Origin of the sequence: Peribacillus sp. TH14 (genome assembly GCF_016651145.1) — a bacterium.
Lineage (GTDB): Bacteria > Bacillota > Bacilli > Bacillales > DSM-1321 > Peribacillus > Peribacillus butanolivorans.
The window spans coordinates 1,220,679-1,242,749 of the sequence record NZ_JAEKEK010000001.1; the positions used below are offsets into that span (position 1 = coordinate 1,220,679).

At 36.6% G+C, this 22,071-nt stretch carries 21 protein-coding genes and 1 riboswitch; of the genes, 5 read left to right on the plus strand and 16 right to left on the minus strand.

Going from position 1 to position 22,071, the window contains the following annotated elements; all coding sequences use genetic code 11:
* Window positions 1–132: 132 nt before the first annotated feature.
* The 6 genes from JFU50_RS06065 to JFU50_RS06090 form a co-directional block, all read right to left on the minus strand.
* Window positions 133–1,161, minus strand: coding sequence for an FUSC family protein (locus tag JFU50_RS06065; protein ID WP_056528993.1), 1,029 nt, complete (start codon window positions 1,159–1,161; stop codon window positions 133–135).
* Between the two features lie 133 nt (window positions 1,162–1,294).
* On the minus strand, window positions 1,295–2,500 hold the full coding sequence (gene tnpB, locus JFU50_RS06070) for an IS200/IS605 family element RNA-guided endonuclease TnpB (protein ID WP_201222104.1): 1,206 nt from the start codon (window positions 2,498–2,500) through the stop codon (window positions 1,295–1,297).
* Window positions 2,501–2,719: 219 nt separating this feature from the next.
* On the minus strand, window positions 2,720–3,292 hold the full coding sequence (locus JFU50_RS06075; protein WP_201222106.1) for a YdhK family protein: 573 nt from the start codon (window positions 3,290–3,292) through the stop codon (window positions 2,720–2,722).
* 383 nt (window positions 3,293–3,675) lie between these two features.
* The gene (locus JFU50_RS06080) at window positions 3,676–4,302 is read right to left on the minus strand and encodes a hypothetical protein (protein WP_201182739.1); all 627 of its coding nucleotides are present in this window, start codon (window positions 4,300–4,302) and stop codon (window positions 3,676–3,678) included.
* 75 nt (window positions 4,303–4,377) lie between these two features.
* Window positions 4,378–4,614: a hypothetical protein gene (locus JFU50_RS06085; RefSeq protein ID WP_053344532.1), complete on the minus strand. Its 237-nt coding sequence runs from the start codon at window positions 4,612–4,614 to the stop codon at window positions 4,378–4,380.
* A gap of 220 nt (window positions 4,615–4,834) precedes the next feature.
* Complete coding sequence (locus tag JFU50_RS06090) at window positions 4,835–5,602, minus strand: arylamine N-acetyltransferase family protein (protein WP_201222108.1); 768 nt, start codon at window positions 5,600–5,602, stop codon at window positions 4,835–4,837.
* A gap of 306 nt (window positions 5,603–5,908) precedes the next feature.
* Between JFU50_RS06090 and JFU50_RS06095 the strand changes: the two genes are divergently transcribed.
* The gene (locus JFU50_RS06095; protein ID WP_201225029.1) at window positions 5,909–6,274 is read left to right on the plus strand and encodes a carboxymuconolactone decarboxylase family protein; all 366 of its coding nucleotides are present in this window, start codon (window positions 5,909–5,911) and stop codon (window positions 6,272–6,274) included.
* Window positions 6,275–6,411: 137 nt separating this feature from the next.
* On the opposite strand, the gene JFU50_RS06100 is transcribed toward JFU50_RS06095, so the two are convergent.
* The 5 genes from JFU50_RS06100 to JFU50_RS06120 form a co-directional block, all read right to left on the minus strand.
* Entirely contained in the window at window positions 6,412–7,035 is a 624-nt protein-coding gene (locus JFU50_RS06100) for a spore coat protein (RefSeq protein WP_201225030.1), read from the minus strand.
* A 409-nt stretch (window positions 7,036–7,444) separates the two neighbouring features.
* On the minus strand, window positions 7,445–7,615 hold the full coding sequence (locus JFU50_RS06105; RefSeq protein ID WP_162878748.1) for a hypothetical protein: 171 nt from the start codon (window positions 7,613–7,615) through the stop codon (window positions 7,445–7,447).
* A 22-nt stretch (window positions 7,616–7,637) separates the two neighbouring features.
* The gene (thiC, locus tag JFU50_RS06110) at window positions 7,638–9,419 is read right to left on the minus strand and encodes a phosphomethylpyrimidine synthase ThiC (RefSeq protein WP_342214743.1); all 1,782 of its coding nucleotides are present in this window, start codon (window positions 9,417–9,419) and stop codon (window positions 7,638–7,640) included.
* Window positions 9,420–9,552: 133 nt separating this feature from the next.
* Window positions 9,553–9,669, minus strand: a riboswitch (TPP riboswitch).
* Between the two features lie 150 nt (window positions 9,670–9,819).
* Complete coding sequence (locus tag JFU50_RS06115; protein ID WP_201182747.1) at window positions 9,820–10,608, minus strand: HAD family hydrolase; 789 nt, start codon at window positions 10,606–10,608, stop codon at window positions 9,820–9,822.
* Window positions 10,609–10,788: 180 nt separating this feature from the next.
* The gene (locus JFU50_RS06120; protein WP_201182749.1) at window positions 10,789–11,325 is read right to left on the minus strand and encodes a histidine phosphatase family protein; all 537 of its coding nucleotides are present in this window, start codon (window positions 11,323–11,325) and stop codon (window positions 10,789–10,791) included.
* Window positions 11,326–11,427: 102 nt separating this feature from the next.
* Here JFU50_RS06120 and JFU50_RS06125 point away from each other — a divergent pair, with 102 nt between their 5' ends.
* A complete protein-coding gene (locus tag JFU50_RS06125; protein WP_201222110.1) occupies window positions 11,428–12,324 on the plus strand; it encodes a PdaC/SigV domain-containing protein in 897 nt (298 codons plus the stop codon).
* A 366-nt stretch (window positions 12,325–12,690) separates the two neighbouring features.
* Here JFU50_RS06125 and JFU50_RS06130 read toward each other — a convergent pair whose 3' ends face one another.
* Together JFU50_RS06130 and JFU50_RS06135 are read right to left on the minus strand one after the other, a co-directional pair.
* A complete protein-coding gene (locus JFU50_RS06130) occupies window positions 12,691–13,149 on the minus strand; it encodes a hypothetical protein (RefSeq protein ID WP_201182754.1) in 459 nt (152 codons plus the stop codon).
* Between the two features lie 329 nt (window positions 13,150–13,478).
* On the minus strand, window positions 13,479–14,378 hold the full coding sequence (locus JFU50_RS06135; RefSeq protein WP_201183494.1) for a glycerophosphodiester phosphodiesterase: 900 nt from the start codon (window positions 14,376–14,378) through the stop codon (window positions 13,479–13,481).
* Between the two features lie 352 nt (window positions 14,379–14,730).
* Here JFU50_RS06135 and JFU50_RS06140 point away from each other — a divergent pair, with 352 nt between their 5' ends.
* On the plus strand, window positions 14,731–15,957 hold the full coding sequence (locus tag JFU50_RS06140; RefSeq protein ID WP_201182756.1) for a sensor histidine kinase: 1,227 nt from the start codon (window positions 14,731–14,733) through the stop codon (window positions 15,955–15,957).
* Between the two features lie 75 nt (window positions 15,958–16,032).
* On the opposite strand, the gene JFU50_RS06145 is transcribed toward JFU50_RS06140, so the two are convergent.
* Window positions 16,033–16,866, minus strand: a complete 834-nt coding sequence (locus JFU50_RS06145) for an ABC transporter permease (RefSeq protein ID WP_379161119.1) — start codon at window positions 16,864–16,866, stop codon at window positions 16,033–16,035.
* A gap of 25 nt (window positions 16,867–16,891) precedes the next feature.
* On the minus strand, window positions 16,892–17,659 hold the full coding sequence (locus JFU50_RS06150; RefSeq protein ID WP_201222112.1) for an ABC transporter ATP-binding protein: 768 nt from the start codon (window positions 17,657–17,659) through the stop codon (window positions 16,892–16,894).
* A 388-nt stretch (window positions 17,660–18,047) separates the two neighbouring features.
* Here JFU50_RS06150 and JFU50_RS06155 point away from each other — a divergent pair, with 388 nt between their 5' ends.
* Both JFU50_RS06155 and JFU50_RS06160 read left to right on the plus strand, forming a co-directional pair.
* Window positions 18,048–19,037, plus strand: coding sequence for an ABC transporter substrate-binding protein (locus JFU50_RS06155; RefSeq protein WP_201182761.1), 990 nt, complete (start codon window positions 18,048–18,050; stop codon window positions 19,035–19,037).
* Between the two features lie 30 nt (window positions 19,038–19,067).
* Window positions 19,068–19,961: a TauD/TfdA dioxygenase family protein gene (locus tag JFU50_RS06160; protein ID WP_201182763.1), complete on the plus strand. Its 894-nt coding sequence runs from the start codon at window positions 19,068–19,070 to the stop codon at window positions 19,959–19,961.
* Between the two features lie 151 nt (window positions 19,962–20,112).
* Here the strand turns inward: JFU50_RS06160 and JFU50_RS06165 are convergent, their stop codons facing one another.
* Window positions 20,113–21,603: a DHA2 family efflux MFS transporter permease subunit gene (locus JFU50_RS06165; protein WP_201182765.1), complete on the minus strand. Its 1,491-nt coding sequence runs from the start codon at window positions 21,601–21,603 to the stop codon at window positions 20,113–20,115.
* Window positions 21,604–22,071 lie beyond the last annotated feature (468 nt).

Genomic DNA, 22,071 nt, shown 5'->3' on the forward strand with positions numbered 1-22,071 from the left:
TTTTTTGTGTACTGGAAAATTAAGGCGAAATATCAAAACTGTTAAGTGAAATAGTCAAACGATGATGAAGATCCTTTAATACTATGGTACAGTGAGCATCCTTTTCTCCTGATTATAATCAGATGACTCCCATTACCTTTTTGCCGTTTGGTACTGATCGATTAATCGACTTAATCGTCGCAATTGAAGGCTATATTCTACGATGGAAGAAGCAATAATCATTGTGCGTAATTTCTGTTCTTTATTTTGACTGTATATTTCGAGAGCACGCTCGAAAAATATTTGGCTTTTTTCCGCCATATCATTTTCAATATGATAATCTTCCCCTTTTATTTTCCCCTCGTATTTTAGCAACAAGTATTCATGACCTTTGATTAACTCTTCAAGATGATGGTCGAAGAGATGGTTTTCCTCCTCATTCGTCTTACTCTGGAAATAATGTTCATCAATGTTTTCTACTACTTGTTCTGCCTGCTTGAGGGTCTTCAGCATTTGTTTAAATACTACGATTTCCCTAACATCCAGCTGGTTTAGTTTTACAAGGTTCCCTCTTTCTTCATCAAAAATCTTATATTGTTCTTCTAGTTTTGGAATGTCTTTAATTAATTTTGCATAGTGTTCTTGAAAAGATTTTGCCTTCATTTCCTTGGAAAATGCCGTACGTAATAATAAAGAAAGATTGTTAAAAATCAATTGAACTTTATCAAGGTAATTTCGTTTATATTTTGGTGGGAAGATGGCAATATTTACGATCATTGCACACACAATGCCAACTAAAATGATTAAACAACGATTTAATATAAAGTGTAGACTTTCATTACCTGGAGCACTCATGATGGCTAATACCGTAACGAGTGTAAGCGGTATTGTGCTTTCCATTTTCAATTTCAAACATAGCGAAATTACCAATATCATGACAAGTCCAATCATAATTGGACTATCCCCCAAGAAATGAATAGAAAAAAGCGCAGTCAGTGCACCAATTACATTGGTAATGATTTGGTCAAACAAATGCCTCCATGTACGATAAATAGAAGGCTGTATCGTGAAAACAGCTGCCACCCCTGCAAACACTGCAGGCTGCAAATTTAAGATCGAGCAAATTAACAATGCCAATGTAACAGCAATTCCTGTTTTAAGGACACGCGGGCCTAGAGTCATGGATTTGTATCTCCCATTCTGTAATCTTTATTAATAATCAACATAACAATTGAACTACCCACCACTTATCGACCTTACGGTCTGATTGAAGTGGGGGATTCCTAAGAACATTAGCCTATCGGCCAATTTTTAATTAGGCTACTCCCGTAGTTCCTACGGTTAGAAGCCTTATGGCTTCATTCATTAGATTGAGTCCTGCGTTAATATCTCGATCGTGGTGAGTAGTACAAAAAGGACAATCCCATTCACGAAGATTCAGATGTTTAACGTCTTTATTTTGGTAACCGCAGCTAGAACACAATTGGCTAGAAGCAAACGTTTTAGATACGGTCACGATTTGTTTACCATACCATTTTGCTTTGTATTCCAACATTTTTTTGAATTGGTACCAAGATACTTCACTAATAGCTTTAGCTAGTTTTTGATTTTTCATCATATTCGACACTTGCAAGTCTTCCATTCCAATCACATCGTGGTTTTTGATGATTTTGGTAGAAACTTTATGTAAGTAATCCATTCGGGCATTTGAAATTTTTTCGTGTAGGATAGCCACTTTTCGTTTTTGTTTTTGATAGTTTTTAGCTTCAGCCAATGGTTTATTTTGATTCAAGGCTATTTCTTGTCGCCTTGAAAGAATCCGTTGTGCTTTGGCCAATTTCTTTTCGACCGTCCGGAAGAATTTTGGGTTTTGATAGACCGTACCATCTGAAAGAATAGCAAAATTCTTCAAACCAACATCTACACCGCACGAACGATTCGTTTTAGGAAGTTCTTGTACATGGGTTTCCGCTAAAACGGAAATGAAATATTTACCCGAAGGGTTCCGCCTGATTGTGGCATTGATGATTCGCCCTTCGACTTCGCGGCTTTTAGCAAAACGAACTAGACCGAGTTTTGGCAATTTGATTTTTTTTCCAACAATTCCAATATTCCCATTCGTATGTTTAGTCGTATAGGACTGGATAGGATTCTTTTTCGATTTGAAGCGTGGTGACTTGTTTTGCTTTTTATAATATCGACTATAGGAATCTGCTAAATTTTCCACCGATTTCTGTAAGGCAATACTGTCTACTTCTTTCAGGAAATAATACTCTTTCTTTAAAGCTGGAAGTTCTTTGATTGTTGCGTATTTATTCAGAAAAGAACCTTTCCTTTCATTAGAGGGTAATTGGCCGTTCTGCTTCATTTCTTCACAGATATACCAGTAGGCATCTTTCTCCTTTTGTTTGCCTAAAAAGAAGTTATAGACAAAACGGGAACAGCCGATCGTTTTATTGATTAGAACTAGTTGTTCTTTAGTTGGATAGATTCGAAATTTATAAGCTTTGTTTACGACCATTGGTTTCACCCCCTTATAGTTATTATTAACCACCGAACGTATGTTTGTCAAAAGATTACTTTGGCTTATGCCAAACCGCCATTCATCTCCCCCTTATCGTTGGGCTCTCGCCCTTCACATGCTTGAAAAGGGAGTCTTCCGGCGGGAAATGATAAAAAAGGTTAACCAGTAAGAACTGGCTAACCTTTGATTTGAACGTAAAAATTTGTTGTTTCAACATTATTCAGCCGATGTTAATTCACTTTCTGTTACCCATTTATGGTTTTTAACTTCTTCTCCACCATTAGTCGGAGTGAAATCAACCATATACACAGTCGTTTCTTCAGCAAAATCAATTTCAGCGGTTGCACCATCCATCCCCTCCATATGGGATGCATCTACTGTAACTTCTGCTCCAGGTTCTAACGTTTTCTCGCCAGCATCTTTAAGCTCTTCTTGAATAACCCATTTATGATTTTCCACTTTGTCTCCACCATTTGAAGGAGTATACGAAATAGCATAAGCGGTAGTATCATAGGCACCAACAATTGTTGCTTTCGCACCCTTCATACTTTCCATGTGATCTGATTCTATAATCGCTTGACTTCCGACTTCATAGGTTGGACTTTCAGCTACTTTTAAACCTTTAGGAACATCACCTGAACTAGAATGGTTCATGTCCATATTACTATGATCCTTGTCTTCCTTATTTTCTTTACTTTCATCATTAGTGTTGGAGCATGCACCCAATACTAAGAAAAGGGCTGCACATAATGATAAAATGATGGGCATTTTTATTCTTTTTTTCAGCATGTAATAAATCCTCCTTTAACATTTGAATACATCGTACCAATTAAATATGCAGAAATTGTGGAGTACGCTCAGGACAAAAAAATAGTGCCTTTCATACTGTTTTTTCATTTAGTGGGTTTATTCCGGTTTATCTCCTGACCTATAAACAAATAAAAAGACGACTTTTCCTACTCTAGGTGGAAAAATCGTCTTTTATTGTTATCCTAACCTGCTACAATTGAAGACTTAATTGGATAATTTCTTCTACTCATTACATAAAGAACTTACCTTTACTCAGCCTTCTGTTATATCTTCCCCTAAATGCTTTTTACTCAATCTTCAGGCAATGTGATTGTCATGTCATGAAGTAAGGGTAAATCCCCCCCTTTTTTACAATAAAGAAACTATTCGGAGGCTTTTGATTCTTCAATTTTCTTTATTATATGTGTAAGGTTCATAGAAGAATGTTCTTCAAAATCTCTACCAATAGACCTAAATAATCCTCTTGCTATACACCTTAAAATACTTTCGGCATGCTCGTCCACCATAAAAGACTTTTCAGGAAGACTTGATTCCACGTGAGCACCACCACTCTTTTGAGCAGACTCCTTAATAAAATCTAAGATTGTAATTTCCTGGAGAATGCCCCCTAAACTACTTTTATAGATTACTTGATTTCGCCAAATATTTAAATCAATCCTCGGCTTAGTGTAATCGAAAAGTTCTTCGGGTATTTCTGTATTGCCTTCTTTGCTTATTTCAATGAAATCTTTAACGGGATACAATTTCGGGTTAGGATTGATTTTCTTTATTAAGGAGTTATCAATGGTGACTTTTTCCCTCTTTATTCGTGTATATTTGTTCTCACATAGAATTAGTCTTAACTGCCCGGCAATAACATTATTAAATTCTTTTAAGTCGAAGAGTTCAACAAGCATTACGCTATATTCCAGAATTGTAATAGCCTCATCGAATTTCCGTTTAGTACCAGCGTTTGATCTAGTAAAAACTAATCGATTTTTCTTCTCCATTTTGAATCCCTCCCTTTTCACCTATTCAATTAAAACTATAACAAATGATAAAAAAAAACACCCGTATTGGGTGCTTTATTTATTAGGCCTAAACTTAATTTGCTCTAATTTACGTTTATCTTGGTCTCCTGCAAATTCGATACTAATTACATTAGCTAAGTTGATATGCTTCCCACCTGCTTGTAACCATGTCGCATTTTGAATTAACTGCAGATTCAGAATACTATTGGCTTCATCAGTATAGGGTTCATTCGTCTCTAACTCCTCTGTTTCCCCATTCACATAATAAAATTTGTATTTTGCATTACTCATTTTCATCAGCCTCTTCTCTTGTACTTAGTTCGACAAGGAAGGGTGATTGTCCTGCATTTAATAAGGATAACAAAATCAGATTGTCTCCTTCCTTCAAGGTCGTACAGTAATGGTTCCCGTATGCACCCTAACAAATTCAATGTCTAGGTTAAGGAACATAAAAAAGGCTGTCAAAGGTTTCTCGACAGCCTGAGGGAGGGCAACTTTCTTTCGTTATCTCTTATCTATCAAAATACTGTTTCATTATCTCTTTGAATCGTGTGCTATCTATTTCTTCTTTTGTCACTTTCCCGTCGTCCCACTGCGTAAAGGATGTATCGGTTAAAGTGATGTTCCCGCTATTTGTAAGTCGAGTGATTAAAGGATGTTTGTTAAAAGGTGATTTTGGGTTTTCCCTGATGATAGTTTGAATCTCATTCAGTTCCACAACATTTTCTACGGTCTTTGAAGAATCGAAAGCATACCCAATTTTCCAATCGGGATCTTTATGTTTCAGCTTTAATTCAAAAATATAATCTCCATGTTCGTTACATTCCTTTTTAATTCGAAATTCACCATTTTGAGAAATAACGGTTTCTCCGTTAAACGGTACTGGTTTTAAAGGTAAATTCCCTCCAAATCCCGTATCGACTAAATAAGTTTGACCTTCATGATTTAATAGAATGGCGACATGGGTTCTACCTATGGTCATCCACCCTTGATTGTAAATTACGCCGCGAACTAAGAAAACGTCAAAGTCATTTTCCACTAGGAAAAAATAAAGCGCCGTATTCAATTCATAACAAAGTCCCCCCTCGTTTCTCACAAGAACTTTGTTCATGATATTTTCTTTGTTGATGTCACTAAGATGAGATGCCATGATGGATAAGTTTTCAAAGGGAATTGTTTTCGCTGTCTTTTCAAGAATTTCATCTAATTTTTCAAAAGTCACTTTTTCATGTTCCAGCAGCCCTATTCTTTTTCGGAATAATGCGTTCAGTTCATTCATTACGATTTCCCCCCTTAAGTTAGACACTGCAAAAAGGTATCTTAACTCTTTACATATTTCATTATACTTTGTCCATATTTTAGTCTTCAACTATTCTGGAGTGCCTTGCGGTCTATGGATGCTCTATACAAATGAGCTGTATGTGGCGATGCAACAGAATATCCTTATGTATATGTATTAGTGCATCTACACGTGATCTAACAGGCTATTCATTCACAATAACTCCATCGTTTTTGATTAATCATTTCTTGTTTAGTTCATACTAATTTTTGATGAAAGATTATTATGGATGGAGTTGAATGGGATATGGAATTTGAAGCAAAAAACACTACAGAAATTACTCTTCACGATTATAAAGCTGGTATTGGTATTTTTACGGATAAAATGCCTGAGCTCGCTGAGAAATTCAATTCCTTTACGGAAGAATGCTTTAAAGAAGGTCTATTATCTAAGAAAGAGAAACAGCTTATCGCTTTAGGCATAAGCTTATATTCTCAAGATGAATACTGTATTATCTACCATACTAAAGGATGCCTTGATCAAGGGTGTTCAGAACAAGAAATCCTGGAAGCAATCGGAGTGACGGCAGCATTTGGTGGAGGAGCAACTATGAGCCAGGCTGTAACTCTTGTCCAAAATTGTGTTCAGGAAATAAATCAGATGAAACAATAATAAGGAAACAACACTGGTTAATATTATTGAAGGGATAGGACTTACGGTGCTTAGTCCTATCCCTTAATAAATTGCTATAGTTATCTAACTGGTCGGAATAAATTTGCTAGTTTTTTTAGATTTTGTTTGTTTTTTAATTAATGGCTTACGTTGTTATTTCCTTGTGCGGGTGAATATGAATTCAACATTTGTTGCATATCCTGCTGTGCAAGCTGTGGAACTTGGTAGTAATGATGTTTGTTTTGATATATCGAAATCTCATATGCCATTTCAATGCAGTTCGGAACAGAAGCTGCAAATACGCGACGCACAACTGGGTTTGTAATTTCAAGTGCAGACATTGCTTTTAAAGAAGCAGCAGACTTCACTGCCCCAAGCATCAAGCCTGAAATGCATTCATCCGTAATTTCCGATACGGATTGCAAAGGTTTCTTTGGCTGAGTTGGTGTCAATCCATATATAAAATCGTTACCTTGATTCATGTTGTAACTCTGTGTTCGTTTGGATGGGTCCTGGCCAGATTGAAAGCACTCTAATGAAAGGTTATATTCATCTTGGATGAACTGATATTGACGATCCAGAATGTCCAGTAATTCCTGATCCTGTACATGCTGACGCAAAAGCATATAAGTGTTTAAAGTACCAATCGTTCCCGACAACACTTCATGTACATCGAATACTTCGTGACCACCGTGATTCATTTGTGGGGGTATAGCACCTGTTTGCATATTCTCGTGTGTTTGACCTTGTTGATTTTGCATCATGTAAATTCCCTCCTTGTTTTATGATGTGGACAAGCTTAGTATGTTAAAACAAAACAAGAATATCCGTGCAAAACCCTTCCATGAAAACCTAATAAAGCCACGTTCCTTTATACACTGGTTTTTATGACTAACATGATCCGAAGAAATGAGGGACATATAGGATAAAGAAAAATACCTGGGGTAACTTATACTTATAAAAGAGAAAGGTAATGCCGAGGGTATCTATGGAACTTTCTCAAAGTCTGATTCGGTGCTTATGAAAAATAAGGAAAAAGGATGGTTAGTCCTTTTTCTCCTTAATACTTATAAAACTGAATAATCCCAAGGAGCATTAAAGTCTTATTGATTTGCAATTTTTCTACTTACTAGAATACCAAGAATCCAAAGTTATTTAATCGAGAAATCCCTACCATTGCAGACTCTCAATTAAGTGGCACTTTGTGCATTCTTGTAAATAATCATTTTTTACAAATTCATGATTACAATTTTCCCGAAAAATACTCAGCTCTTTTTTAAGCTGATCCAGCTGATTTTCCAACTGTTTTATTTCAACTTTAATCTGGATTACTCGATTCATCGAATTCTCCTTTTCGTCCATATTATTGATAGATTTTTCCGTCTGTGTTTCTAAATTCATTCGCTTTTTCTTTCAAGCCTTCATCAATTACAGACTCAAAACCAAGCCCTTTTTCTTTAGCTAAATCACGAATATCTTGTGAGATTCTCATGCTGCAGAATTTAGGACCGCACATTGAACAAAAGTGAGCTGTTTTGGCACCCTCAGCAGGCAGAGTTTCATCGTGATATTCAACGGCTCTTTCAGGATCGAGCGATAGATTAAACTGATCTCTCCAACGAAATTCGAATCTTGCTTTTGAAAGGGCATCATCTCGTTTTTGAGCATTTGGATGGCCTTTTGCTAGGTCAGCGGCATGGGCTGCAATTTTATACGTAATAACCCCTATTCGAACATCCTCTTTATTTGGAAGACCAAGGTGCTCTTTCGGTGTCACATAACAAAGCATCGCAGTTCCAAACCAGCCAATCATGGCAGCCCCAATCGCAGAAGTAATATGATCGTAGCCAGGAGCTATATCAGTTGTTAGGGGTCCCAATGTATAGAATGGGGCTTCTTGACAAACTTCCAGTTGCTTATCCATATTTTCTTTAATTAAATGCATTGGAACGTGACCGGGCCCCTCAACCATAACTTGTACATCATGTTTCCAAGCAATCTTTGTTAGTTCACCCAATGTTTCCAATTCCGCAAATTGCGCCTCGTCGTTTGCATCTGCAATAGATCCAGGACGAAGTCCATCTCCTAATGAGAAAGATACATCATATGCTTTCATGATTTCACAGATTTCTTCAAAATGAGTATAGAGGAAGCTTTCTTCATGATGAGCCAGACACCATTGAGCCATAATAGAACCCCCACGGGAAACAATTCCCGTCATCCGCTTTGCTGTTAATGGGATATATCGCAGAAGCACACCAGCATGTATGGTAAAGTAATCAACACCTTGCTCAGCCTGCTCAATTAAAGTATCCCGAAAAACCTCCCATGTTAAATTTTCAGCGACTCCATCTACTTTTTCAAGCGCTTGATAAATCGGTACTGTTCCAACAGGTACAGGCGAATTTCTAATAATCCATTCACGGGTTGTGTGTATATTTTTTCCGGTAGAGAGATCCATGATGTTATCGGCTCCCCAGCGAGTGGCCCAAGTCATTTTTTCTACTTCATTTTCGATGGATGAACTAACCGCTGAATTCCCAATATTCGCATTTATTTTCACATGAAAATTACGTCCGATAATCATCGGCTCACTTTCAGGATGGTTAATATTAGCCGGTATAATGGCCCGCCCGCTAGCTACTTCATCTCGTACAAACTCAGCGGAAACACTTTCTCTAATCGAAATAAACTCCATTTCTGGGGTAATGATACCTTTACGAGCATAATGGAGTTGGGTTATGTTTCTCCCCTTCTTTGCACGCAAAGGATTTCTTATCAATCCCGGAAAAACTTCTGCTTTGGAATGAGACTCAACTTTTTTATACCCATTATCTTCTGGTTTTATTTTACGCCCCACATACTCTTCAACGTCTTCCCGTTCAAGAACCCAGTTGCGTCTAATAGGGTCAAGACCTTTACGAATATCAATAGAATACTCAGAATCCGTATAGAAACCGCTAGTATCATATACGCGTAGAGGTAAATTTTCCTCTTCACCAAATGCTCCTGTTGTGGGACTTAGTTTAATTTCACGCATAGGAACTTTTATATCAGGTCTAGACCCCTCTACATAAACTTTTTTACTTCCTGCAAAATTGGACATAATTGAAACGTTCATGTCATTTACTGAATTACTCATGATTTCATTTCTCCTTTTTAAGTTAGATTAAAAAGGACAAAATCCAATCCATTTTCGCACGAAAAAGCCAGGTCTCATATTTAAGACCCGGCTAAAGTTAGTATGACTACAGAAATGACCAAATTACATGTCATTGAATAGTAGATTCTAACTTCCCCACGCTGGTATGAACCAGATCAGGTCCTGAGGGTTAAGAAGCTTTAACGCGCTTCTCTCTCAGCCCAACTTTTATTGGACACCCCTAGTCTGAATAATATTAATTATTACATGGTAACTATATACCATCCATTTTGGTTTGTAAATAAATTCAAAGACCTATTATTTTAATGCCATGTTTTGAATTAAATAAAATCCCCTCCAAGTTAAGTTTTTTTGAACTTACTACTTGAAGGGGATATATCCGTTATTTATTTAGACTCTCAAGGATAGGAAAAAGCTCCTCTAAATGCGTAATTTCATAATTAGGGATGACTTCATTCCGTTCCTTATCATGACGGTTTATCCAAACCGATTTAATGCCTGCACGTGATGCACCAAGGATATCCGTCATTAAATTGTCGCCGACCATTAATACTTCATGCTTATCAAGCTCCATGATTTCTAATGCATGCTCGAAAATAGAAGCATCCGGTTTCCCACGTCCAAACGCGCCGGAAATAACGATTTGATCGAAATAAGGAACTAACTCAGGCGTGATTTCAAGCTTCGTATTTTGAAGCTCAGGCGAACCATTCGTCAGCAATAACAATTTGTACTTCCCTTTTAACTCATCTAACACCTGGAATGTTTCTTCATAAATAAATGGTTTTTTCCGTCTCTCAGCAGGGAAACGTTCTGCTAGCTCAAGACCAAATGCCGGGTCATCTATCCCTAATGCCTTCAAGCCTCTTGTCCATGCCTCTTTCCGATAAGCTGGTACAATCTCGGCCATCTTACGGAATTCATCATGATCATCTTGAAAATTACCCCAAAGTCCTTCAAACGGGTTGATACCGATCATTTGCGTAAATTCATATGTATCATAAGAAGAATAAAGCTCACGTGCTTCTTTCCGTACCGCTTCCTCAAACTCGTCAACATTCAAATCATATTTCGCCTTTGCCAATTCGCATGTCGCTATAAAAGCCTCTTTCACACTCTTCTGATCCCAAAGTAACGTATCATCTAAATCAAAAAAAACTGCCTTTACCAAAATGCTCACCCTCTTTTCCCTACCATTGAATTCGAAAAAATTACACTATTACAATAATAAACCACAACCATTAGAAAAAGAATAACTATCGGTAAAATGCCTTCATCTTTCTTTGAAATATCAAAAGGCTTACCCTATTTGCTCATGAAAACTTAAAAAAGTTCACATGCGAGTTTTTCCTTATTTTCTTTCGAACACATACAACTTTCCATTACTAGCAATCTTAAACTTTGGACCTGCGAATCCCCGTCGGATCAGCTCTTTCCTCATATATACCATGAGAGCAGCATGACTCACAATCAAAACATCCTGCTCTCCTTTTGCGAGAAGCTCGTCCAATACTTTATTGATCCGTTTCTCAGCAATCTTAATCTCCGCTCTCGTCTGCTTGTTAACTACCGAGCAACAGCGAATCCAAATGGCCCAAAGTATGAATGGCAGCTTCACCTTCCCGTTAAGAGGTGGAGATGGTATTTCCCGAAGTTCCTCCATCTGATTAACCTCACCAGGATAGATATGCTCAGCCGTCTTCACTGCTCTCGACATATCGCTGCAATAACATCTCTTCCATTCCACATCGTCCAATAAAGTTGTCCCATAAATAATATCTGCTGCATCATAATCCTTAAACCATTGATTCATATCATCCGCCGTCACATATTTTCCAGTTGGGAATTCATGTGCCACCTTAAAGTGTCGTACTAAACCAATTTTCATTTTTTTCTCCTCTTTAACTTTTGAAATAAAAAATTCACTTTCTAATTGATCCACCTACTTATATAATAGATAATGTAAAAATTATACAAAGGTGGTAATTGAATGCTATTCAAGAATTTCACTAAGATTGTCCTTGCTGTCGCATTAACTTTTACATGCATCTCTTTTTTACTGATAAAAATCGACTCAGTCTCAGCGACCACTACAGAAAATGCCACGGTAAATACGAAGGGTTCCCCTTTAACTGTTAGAAGTGGCCCCAGCACCAGCTATAAAAAAGTAGAATCGTTGGAGAAAGGGAAAGCCGTAACCGTTTATTCGAAAACAAAATCCGGCTGGTCGGAAATTCGGTACAATGGAAAAAAAGCCTATGTATCTACAAAATATTTAAAATTCAGCAATGTGAAGATAACCAAGAAAAAATATAAAAATATCAGTGACTTGTCGTATCCGCAAGTATCAGGACTTAAAAGTAAAGCAGCTCAGGATAAAATTAATCAGGTGTTAACTAAGCATGCCAAGGACGCCTATTCCTCTTATCTGCAAGCCAAAAAGGATAGGGAAAAAGATAAAAATGAGGAATGGTGCAAAGAATCCCCATACTCTTGTCAGTATAGTTACAGTATTTCGTATAAAGTGAAATTCAACCAAGATGGAAAGCTAAGCATTCTTATTGACGATTACTACTATAGCGGTGGAGCTCATGGAATGGGATACACAACATCCTATAATTTCAAAGAATCTTCCGGTAAACAGGTGAAAATCAGTGAAATCCTCACATCCAAAGTGAAATATACGAAGGTGCAGAAATATGCTTATGACTACATGAGGAAAAGAGATAGTTTTTATGTGAAAAAACAGAGCGATGTTCCCGTCAATAAGGATTCACAGTTCTATTATACAAACGGGGGGATCTATCTCGTATTCCAAGAATATGAAGTGGCTCCTTATGCCGCTGGCCATCCTGCCGTAAAAATCCCAAGTAAGGTTTATAAATAATTTCGTTGCACAGGGGCTAACTCCTGTGCTTTTTTAGTACCCTTTAATTCAATATATCTAACAAATGATGAAAAATATAGAACCATATTTCACAATCCGATGCGATTTCATGCATACTTACCATCGCATTCAAAAAAGTGGATTTTTTAATAATAGATATTTGATGGGAATATGTTTTTAACCAATGCCGAACTTACTTTTGTCTGATTTAAACATAATTCGAAGAAGCTCTTAGTTAAAGGACGAGAATAAGGAGTGAATAGGGTTAGATGAGGCCGAATACGAAGAAAAGCTAACCAGAACAGATTTAAAATGATCCAAGAATAATAATGAAAATAGAGAAGGCTTTTACCTTCTCTATTTTTTTCACTTCAAAAATTGGAGTTCCGTAATCGTACATATTTTTCTAAATTTATATTTACCGCTCATATCACTAAATTGGTAATTATTCAGTACCTTTTCCAGCTGTCCTTTTAGCTTTTCTTCCGCGATAAATGAATCGACAGTCACTTTCCAATTTTCTTTTCCGATTAGATCATCTAACGGAATAATGTCTAGAACTTCATCATAAATTTGGATGCTCTGATCAATTCCAAAGCTTCCGTATATGCTGCCATTTTCATCAGCAAAAATATGCTCCGATTCCAGATCCTCCACCAACACCTCTAAAAACCCCTTTGACTCAACAGGCTTGATGGCAATCTCTGCTTCAGCCTTTACAGGCCCTAATCTCTTATCAACAATCTCAATCGTTAACTGAACTTGAATAGGCTGATATACTGCCTCAAACCCTTCACAAAGTTCAGCCGCCGAATTATATACCATCAGACCTACCTCCCTTTATCAATATTATTATATAATAAATTGTATCATTTTCTTATCAAACACTCTTATTCAAGATCATTTATCGGCCTTTCTTTTTTTAAAACACATATTATACTTCTCTATATCATAATACTATGAAGATCTGACGCGCAAATTGCCGTCGATGTCACACGTACGATAATATCATCCTTCTTCTGAAGTTTCGGATTAGGTTTAAATTCAAAAAACGAGATACAAAAAAAGCCCCGAAGAATCGAAGCTTACTTATGGATACCTTTATTTAGTTGATGATTCCTAATAAGCTTATATAGATCTTCTCAATCTATTCTTCATTTACTCATAATCTGATTGTGTTTTTCTTTTTTATACTCTTTTATTACCTCATTAAATACATCAGGGTAATTTGTAAACAATCCCGTTGCTCCCCATTCTAAAGCTTTTTTCATATCAGCTCTTTCATTTACTGTATACGGATGAAATTGAAGACCATGATTTCTGACCATTTTCACGTATTGTCCATCTATCTTAGTGAAGTTCGGACCAACTCCAATGGCATATTCCTTAATAGATTCCAATTCTTTATCAGAAATAGTTGCCTGATTCTTATAAGAGAAAAGTTGAACCAGTGGCAACTTTGGATTCATGTCATGAACCTTCAACAGACTTTCTTTGCTGAACGATTGTATAAGTACATTTTTGGTACGTCCCTTTGAATCTACCATCTTATAATCTTTCAGAACCTCTAGAAGTTCTTTTTCCATTCCTGGATATACCTCTGGAGACTTAGTCTCAATATAATAATTTGCCTGTCTGCCAAATTTTTTAAAGACCTCTTCAAGAGTTGGAACCACTAACCCTTTATATTTCGTTTTTGCAAATTGCGGATATTTTTCATTGAACCAAGAGCCGGCATCCAGTTTTTTTATTTCTGCTAGTGTTAAATCTTTCACCAGACCTGTACCATTTGTTGTGCGATCCACCTTTTCATCATGCATCGCTATTAATCTTCCGTCCTTAGTCATCTGGAGATCGATTTCTATGTAGTCACCCTTCATTTGTTCTCCCAATTGATAAGCGGGAATGGTATGTTCAGGAGCATAACCAGAAGCACCGCGATGCGCGATATTCACAATTTTCTTCTCATAAATTGATGAGTTTGAGTGATTTTCTTTTGCTGAAGCAGCTGAAGCATCCAACGATGTAGCCTGTAATATAAATCCTACGCTCATAATACATAGACCTAATTTCTTTATACTAGTTTTCAATTTCCCTCTCTCCCTTCTATTCTTACTTTCATTTTAGAAGGGAAATGTAAAGCTACAACTAATATAGTGTAAAGAAACTACACCTCTATAAAAATAAGGAAAGAAACCCATAAAACAGCATACTGATAAAAATCACTTAGTTCGTTTCACCTATTTTGAATGCACTATCCAGTTCCTTTAGACTTATTTTACTTAATTTGCTTCCCAATTTAAAGCTTTGTAAAATGAGATATCAAAATCTATGTTTTTTTGATTTACAAAAAACTAGTAAAAGATTACTATTAAAAAAAACAGAATATTAAAATCAAGGGGAATTATGTTAAAAAACTATCAGTATTATCAAAACAAACACCGATTTATACTTAAGGCATTTATGGCAATGATATCCTTTTTACTATTAGTTGGAATTTCTGTATCTCCAATAAGTTGGAAAGCTAATCCTTACGATATGTCTTTACAGGTCATTTTGATATCTGGAATCATTCTTTCTTTGTTATTTTTCGTAAAAAAAGAAACTAATTTATATAAAACCCTGTTCATTTTCTTAATTACTGTTTATTTATATATTAAATTTTGGGTATTCCCAGATACTGCAATTATGTTGTCTTTATTCGCAATAGCACCCTTAATCCCCATTTTTCTCTTTGATAAAATAGGGTTTTATATTGTCGCTTCTTTAAATATCATACTTGGACCTACTTTTATCTTAGTTATTTCGCATACAAATCTTCAGTATACGTACGAGTATGTCGCATTAGATAGTTTTGGTAATACATTGAATTTTATAGCTATACAAATAATATTAGTATTTGTATTTATAGGAACAAACAATAGAATGCAATCCACAAATGCATTTCATAAAGAAATTCAACAAGCTAAACAATTAAATTCAGTCGGTCAGCTAGCCGCTACCATTGCGCATGAAATAAGGAACCCCATTACAGTCGTAAAAGGATTTGCCCAATTATTAGATCAAGAAAAAGAACTGAACGAAACAGAAAAATTTTATGTACAAACCATGCTTACAGAACTTGAATATACACAGGTAATAATTAATGACTATTTATCATTAGCAAAACCACAATCAGGAAATATCCAGGTTATTCATTTGAATCATGAAATTCAGAAAATCTCTGATCTATTAACTAGTTTTGCTAATAATTGTAATGTAGGCTTTCTACTTAAATTTAGCGGAGAACTATACATCAAAATGAATCCGATTGAACTTAAACAAGTATTAGTAAATATTATTAAAAACGGGATTGAATCAATGAACAATCCCGGATTTATCACTGTAGAAACAGAACAAGAACGAAATATGGCAAAAATAAAAATCACGGATACAGGTATAGGACTTTCTAAGGAACAGCTTGAAATACTAGGCACGCCGTTTTATTCACTTAAAGAAAGAGGTACCGGTATCGGCTTAACTGTTTGCTATAATATCGCCCAAAAATACAAGGGAGAAATTATAGTTAAAAGCCAATTGAATAAAGGAACATCCTTCACTATTTTTTTACCTTTATATAAAGAAAAAGAATAAAAAACAACACCTTCCAGCAACTCCAACAAAACAAAAAAAGGATGACCTCCCATCACGGGCGGTCATCCTTTTCAATTAAGCTTTAAAGCTATCTTGCCATTTCAGTAAATGATTTTCCAAAAAGCGGACAAAAGAGTCTGAGATTTTACCAGCGAGAGCAAAAATGATGATACCTACGAATACGACGTCAGTTTGCATAAATGAACGGGCATCTTGGATCATGAAGCCTACCCCTTTATCTGCCCCTAATAATTCAGCGACGACCAAGCACATCCATGCGGAACTTAATGCTAAACGGATACCGAGTAATATGTTTGGTAAAGCTGCAGGAATCATGAGCTTCGTTATTTGTTCCAGACGGCTATATTCTAAGATTTGAGCAACATCATATAGTTTTTTATCCACATTCCGAAGTCCTAAAAAGGTTTGTAAATATAAAGGAAAAAAAGCACCTAACGCAATAAGCAGTACTTTAGATAATTCACCAAATCCGAACCACATAATGAATAAAGGTGTAATGGCAAGTAAAGGAACTGTTCGTAACATTTGAATGCTTGGGTTTAAATACTCCTCGGATTTTTTTTGCATACCAACAATGACTCCGATCAATAAACCTAAAAAACCACCTAATGCAAAGCCAAGAAGCGCCCGCGTTAAACTAATTTGTAAATGTATGGCCATTTCACCTGACTGAACGAGATCAATAAAAGTAGTAACGATCAATAAAGGTGATGAGAATAATTGGGCAGGCAGGATTCCAACTGAACCTAATGATTGCCATGCAATCAACACTACAACAGGAAGGAATAATCCTCGAAATGCTGATTTGGCCATTTTGGATTGTTTTGTCGTTTTCCTAATGACAATCGTCTTGTTTTGAGCAACGGTCTGTGTAGACATTTTCTTCATCCTTTCTTTCTTTTTAAAAATTTTATTAGATGCTCCAATCTTCCTTTTCTTCAGGATGATGATCTAGTTGATTTAAAATAACGGACCTAAATTCTTGGAACGCTTTGCTTGTTCGAGTTCTTGGATAAGGTAAATCAATTGGAACGATACCTTTAATCCGTCCAGGCTTTACATCCATGACGACCACTTTCTTCGATAAATAGATCGATTCATCAATATCATGGGTGACAAGCACCATCGTTGTCTTATTCCTCTCCCATATTTCCAATAATGCTTCTTGAAGATGTGTTCGCGTGAAAGCATCCAATGCACCAAATGGTTCATCTAACAATAAAACTTCAGGGTTACGTAATAAGGCTCTGGCAATCGCGACCCGCTGAGACATTCCACCGGATAATTGGCGTGGATATGCCTTTTCAAATCCTTTAAGTTTAACAAGTGAAATCAAATCATCCACCCTTTTTCGTATTTCTGGCTTTTTTAATGGAAGGTTACCTGAAATATTCTTCTCCACGTTTAACCATGGAAATAAACGGTGCTCTTGAAAAATGAAACCACGGTCTTTGGAAGGGCCACTAACCTCCTGATTGCCTACAATAATCGCGCCTTCAAAGTCTAAATCAAGTCCTGCGATCAACTTTAATAAAGTGCTTTTCCCGCAACCACTCGGACCAATGATGGTAACGAATTCACCATTGTTTACGGTTAGATCCAAGTTATCCAAAACATGGACTCTTTCATTATCATTCTTAAATGTCTTGCTTACGTGATTAATTTCTAACGTCGATACCAATACTCATCACCCTTTCTCAAATAAAAAAAATAGAGATCCAGCAAGAAGACACATAATGTCCCTTTGCTGAATCTCTAGTTAACTAGTCGATTCAATATTTCATTTTATATTAACTTATCGATTATTTAATATCAACACCTAATACCAATTTATTTTATCGGATTAATTATAAAAAAATAATTGACAGATTATTCTAACAGCTGTTAAGATGCATTCATACACCAATCCGCTTCACAAAGGAGCCAATTCAATAAAAGTCATGTGAATCAACTGGACTACCGGAGATTCAATGAAGAGTAACCCCGGCATACTCTTCGTTGAATCTCTTTTTTGTCATTAATCTGACTATCCAGATGTGGTAAGTGTAATAAAAAAAGGGAGGGAATTCATGAAGAAATATCGTAGCCAGTTAACCGCAGTACTACTTGCCATCATCAGTATCGCAGTATTAGCAGGCTGTAATTCCGATGCCGGCAAAGCTTCCGGAAAAAGTGATCCACTAAAAGTGCATATTGCCCTAAATGGCAAGATGGGGCCATTAGTCATTGCAAAGGAAAAGGGATTGTTCGACGAAGAGTTTTCTAAACTGGATGCCCAAATCGAGTGGAGTGAATTCCCGAGTGGTCCCCCGCTTTTGGAATCCCTTGCTTCCAACAGGGTTGACCTATCTTTTTTAGGGGATGGTGCACTAATTGCCGGAATTGATAAGAATCTACCATTCGAAGTGATTGCACAAACAGGTCAGGGTGAGTCTTCTGTCCGGATCCTAGCTCAAGCAGATAGTAGCATAAAGCAGATTGAAGACTTAAAGGGAAAAACGGTTGGTGTTGCCTCGGGGACAACGGGCCATGTGTATTTAATTAAGGCATTGAAAGCTCATGGTTTAACGACTGATGATATTAAACTCATCAATTTACAACCGGATGATGCCCAGGCCGCCTTTGAAACCAAACAATTGGACGCTTGGGCCATATGGAACCCTTATTATCTTAATAATATTGAAAAAGGAAATGCAGTCGCACTTAAAGTAAAAGGAAAAATATTAGCTCCTGGTGCAATCATTGCACGTAAGGGTTTTGCCGAAGAACATCCTGAAATTGTAGAGGCCTATTTAAAGGTTTATAAAAAAGCAGCCGATTGGCAAATTGAAAATCCAGATGAAGCATCTGAAATTTATTCTAAAGAAACTAAATTGCCTGTGGACACAGTCAAGAAAATAATAACGGCTGAAGAGCCAAATATCTTCTTTACTGAAGAGGCCATCAAAGCACAACAAGAATCAATCGATACTTTAGCTGGTGTGGGTTATATCAAGAAATCGTTTAATTTTAAAAACCAGATCCACAATGAATACATTGATGAAGCCTTTAAAAAATAAAAAAACATACCATTCAGGAGGAGATTGATTATGACGGAAACTAAAACACAACAATTAAAAGTGGTACCAGTAGCAGGAAGAATTGGAGCGGAAATTCAAGGAGTCCAATTAAGCGGAGACTTGGATTTAGCTATTTTCAGTGAAATCAAACAAGCGCTAAACGATTATAAAGTCGTATTCTTCAAAGGTCAAAATCATTTGGACGATGCTAGTCAAGAAGCATTTGCCAAACTACTAGGTGAGCCTTATGCACATCCTACAGTACCGGTCAAAGACAATACAAACTATATCTTCGAACTTGATTCTGAACAAGGTGCTAAAGCAAACCATTGGCACACTGATGTTACTTTCGTTCCAGAAGTTCCTAAATACTCTGTTTTAAGAGGCGTAACCATTCCTAAAGTGGGTGGAGATACAGTTTGGGCAAATACGAATAAAGCATATGAAGATCTTCCAGAAGGATTGAAAAAATTAGCAGACGAACTATGGGCCATCCATACAAATGAATACGATTACGCTCAATTCAAACCAACCGAAAATATCAATGATGAGATTAAAAAGAAATATCGTGATGTATTTGAATCGACAATTTATAAAACGAGACATCCAGTCGTTCATGTGCACTCAGAAACTGGGAAAAAGCATTTGTTATTAGGTGGCTTTGCGGGAAGAGTTGAAGGATATACAACAAGTGAATCTGAACGATTATTGAGTATCTTCGATTCATACGTTACCCGCTTAGAAAATACCGTACGTTGGCAATGGAGCGAAGGGGATGTTGTTATTTGGGATAACTTAGCCACGCAGCATTATGCTATTGCAGACTATGAGAGCCAACATCGCGTTGTTCGCCGTGTCACAGTAGGAAAAGATGTTCCTGTAAATAAAGACAACGAATCCAGTAGACTACTTATTAAGAAATAAAACTTTCTGTCTGAAATGAAAAGGGACACTCATAAAAAGTGTCCCTTATTCTGGTATTTATATGTCATCTTAAGGCAAGTCCGTTTATAATGAAAGGATTTATTGTACCTAGGGAACTAGATGTGATACTCACTAACTTTGCCTTGTTTATTCAAACTTGTTTTTTTGATAATCGATTGGTGATGGTATCTTCTTGTGGTGAAGTTCGCCGTATGTAAAAGGCCAGTATGAACGCAACTATGGTTAACCATGTAGCTATCATAAATGCATCATCTACCCCCATTACACTTCCTTGTTTAATGGCCATTGCCATTTGGGTTTTATTTTCTGGTGAGATATGATTTTGTGTTAAAATTCCCTGTACATGTTTCGTTCCCTGATTTGTCATAACTGACACAAAGAATGCCATGCCGACAGCACCTGCAACCATTCTCAACGTATTAACCATTGCTGTTCCGTATTTATTTAAGCTAAGTGCCAATTCATTTAATCCAGCTGTAAAGATAGGCATCATCAGTATCGACATACCAAACATTCTAATAGTATATACCCATACCACATAAGAATAAGACGTATCTGTTTCAAGCCGTGTTAAAAGATAGGTTGTAATAATAGTAATAGCAAGTCCGCTTACCGCTAGCCATCTCGCCCCAAACCGATCAAACAGCTTACCTGTGATAGGAGACATAATCCCCATTACAATACCTCCAGGCAATAGCATGAGGCCAGATTCCAAGGGAGTAAAGCCACGGATATTCTGCATATAGATTGGCATTAATATCATTCCAGAGAACATACCCATAGTCGCGATGACGTTGATAATCGTAGTTAATGTGAACATCCGATAACGAAAAATTCGAAATTCCAAAATAGGATGCCTTACGGTAAATTGTCTCCAGACAAATAATACTATACTGATTCCGCCAACAAGGAACATTATAAGGACTTCTAAACTGCCCCACCCCTTAGTACCGCCTGTAGCAAATCCGTATAGAACTCCTCCAAATCCGATAGTGGATAGAATTACACCCATTTTATCGAGTTTGGGTCGGCTAGTTTCCCCTACATTTTTAATGATAAAAATTGCAAAAAGAAAGTCAAGAAGTGCAAATGGGAAAATGATAAAAAACAGAACTCTCCAGGAATAGTTTTGTACAATCCATCCTGATAACGTTGGTCCTACGGCTGGGGCGAAATTCATCGCAATTCCAAATATCCCCATCGCAAAACCACGTCTATTAGGAGGAAATAAAGTGAAAATCACATTTGTAATCAAAGGGAATAAAATCCCTGCACCTGCAGCTTGAACCACACGTCCGATCAATAAGACGGAGAAGCTAGGTGCAATTCCACATAAAAAAGTTCCTAAAGCAAAGAGTCCCATCGAAGTTAGATATAATTGTCTTGTGTTAAACCTTTCCATCAAGAAAGCTGTGATCGGGATGACAATCCCATTGACCAACAAAAAGATAGTTGTCAGCCAATTAGCTGTTGCAGCCGATATTTCAAAATGATTCATCAATTGAGGCAATGCGATATTGATTAGAGTCTGATTCAAGAAAGCGACGAGAGCACCAGCCAACATCACCGCAAACATGGGACCTGTACGAATTTTAGTGATTGCTGTTTTATCGAGATTCATTCTTACTGCACTTCCTTTGATTGAGTTATTACATATCGTTACTTCCTACTATATTTTTCAAGTCTTAATATTCTAATTCGACTTTACTAAGTTAATATGCCTCCCTATCATAAAGGAAATCAACCTATCTTATCCAATAATACAGTCAGCTAAATTCGTTTAACCTCAATTTACGACTTTTAGATGGTGTTTTTCTCAACTCATATTGGCACTATATTAAAGATATTTCTTTGTTGTTCCCATCTTAATAACCATACAACCAGACCTTAATTCGTATAATTGTATTTTGTTTACCACTATGAATGTAATCACATCAGTGAATAGATAAAAAAAGAGAAACAGCCGATAAATTTATATCGATTGTTTCTCTTCATTCCATATTTCAGCTTATTTTTGTCTGCAACCTCATCCATTACTGATGTCATTTTTTAATTAGGTCTTTTTACAAAACTCTCCACTTAATGGGAG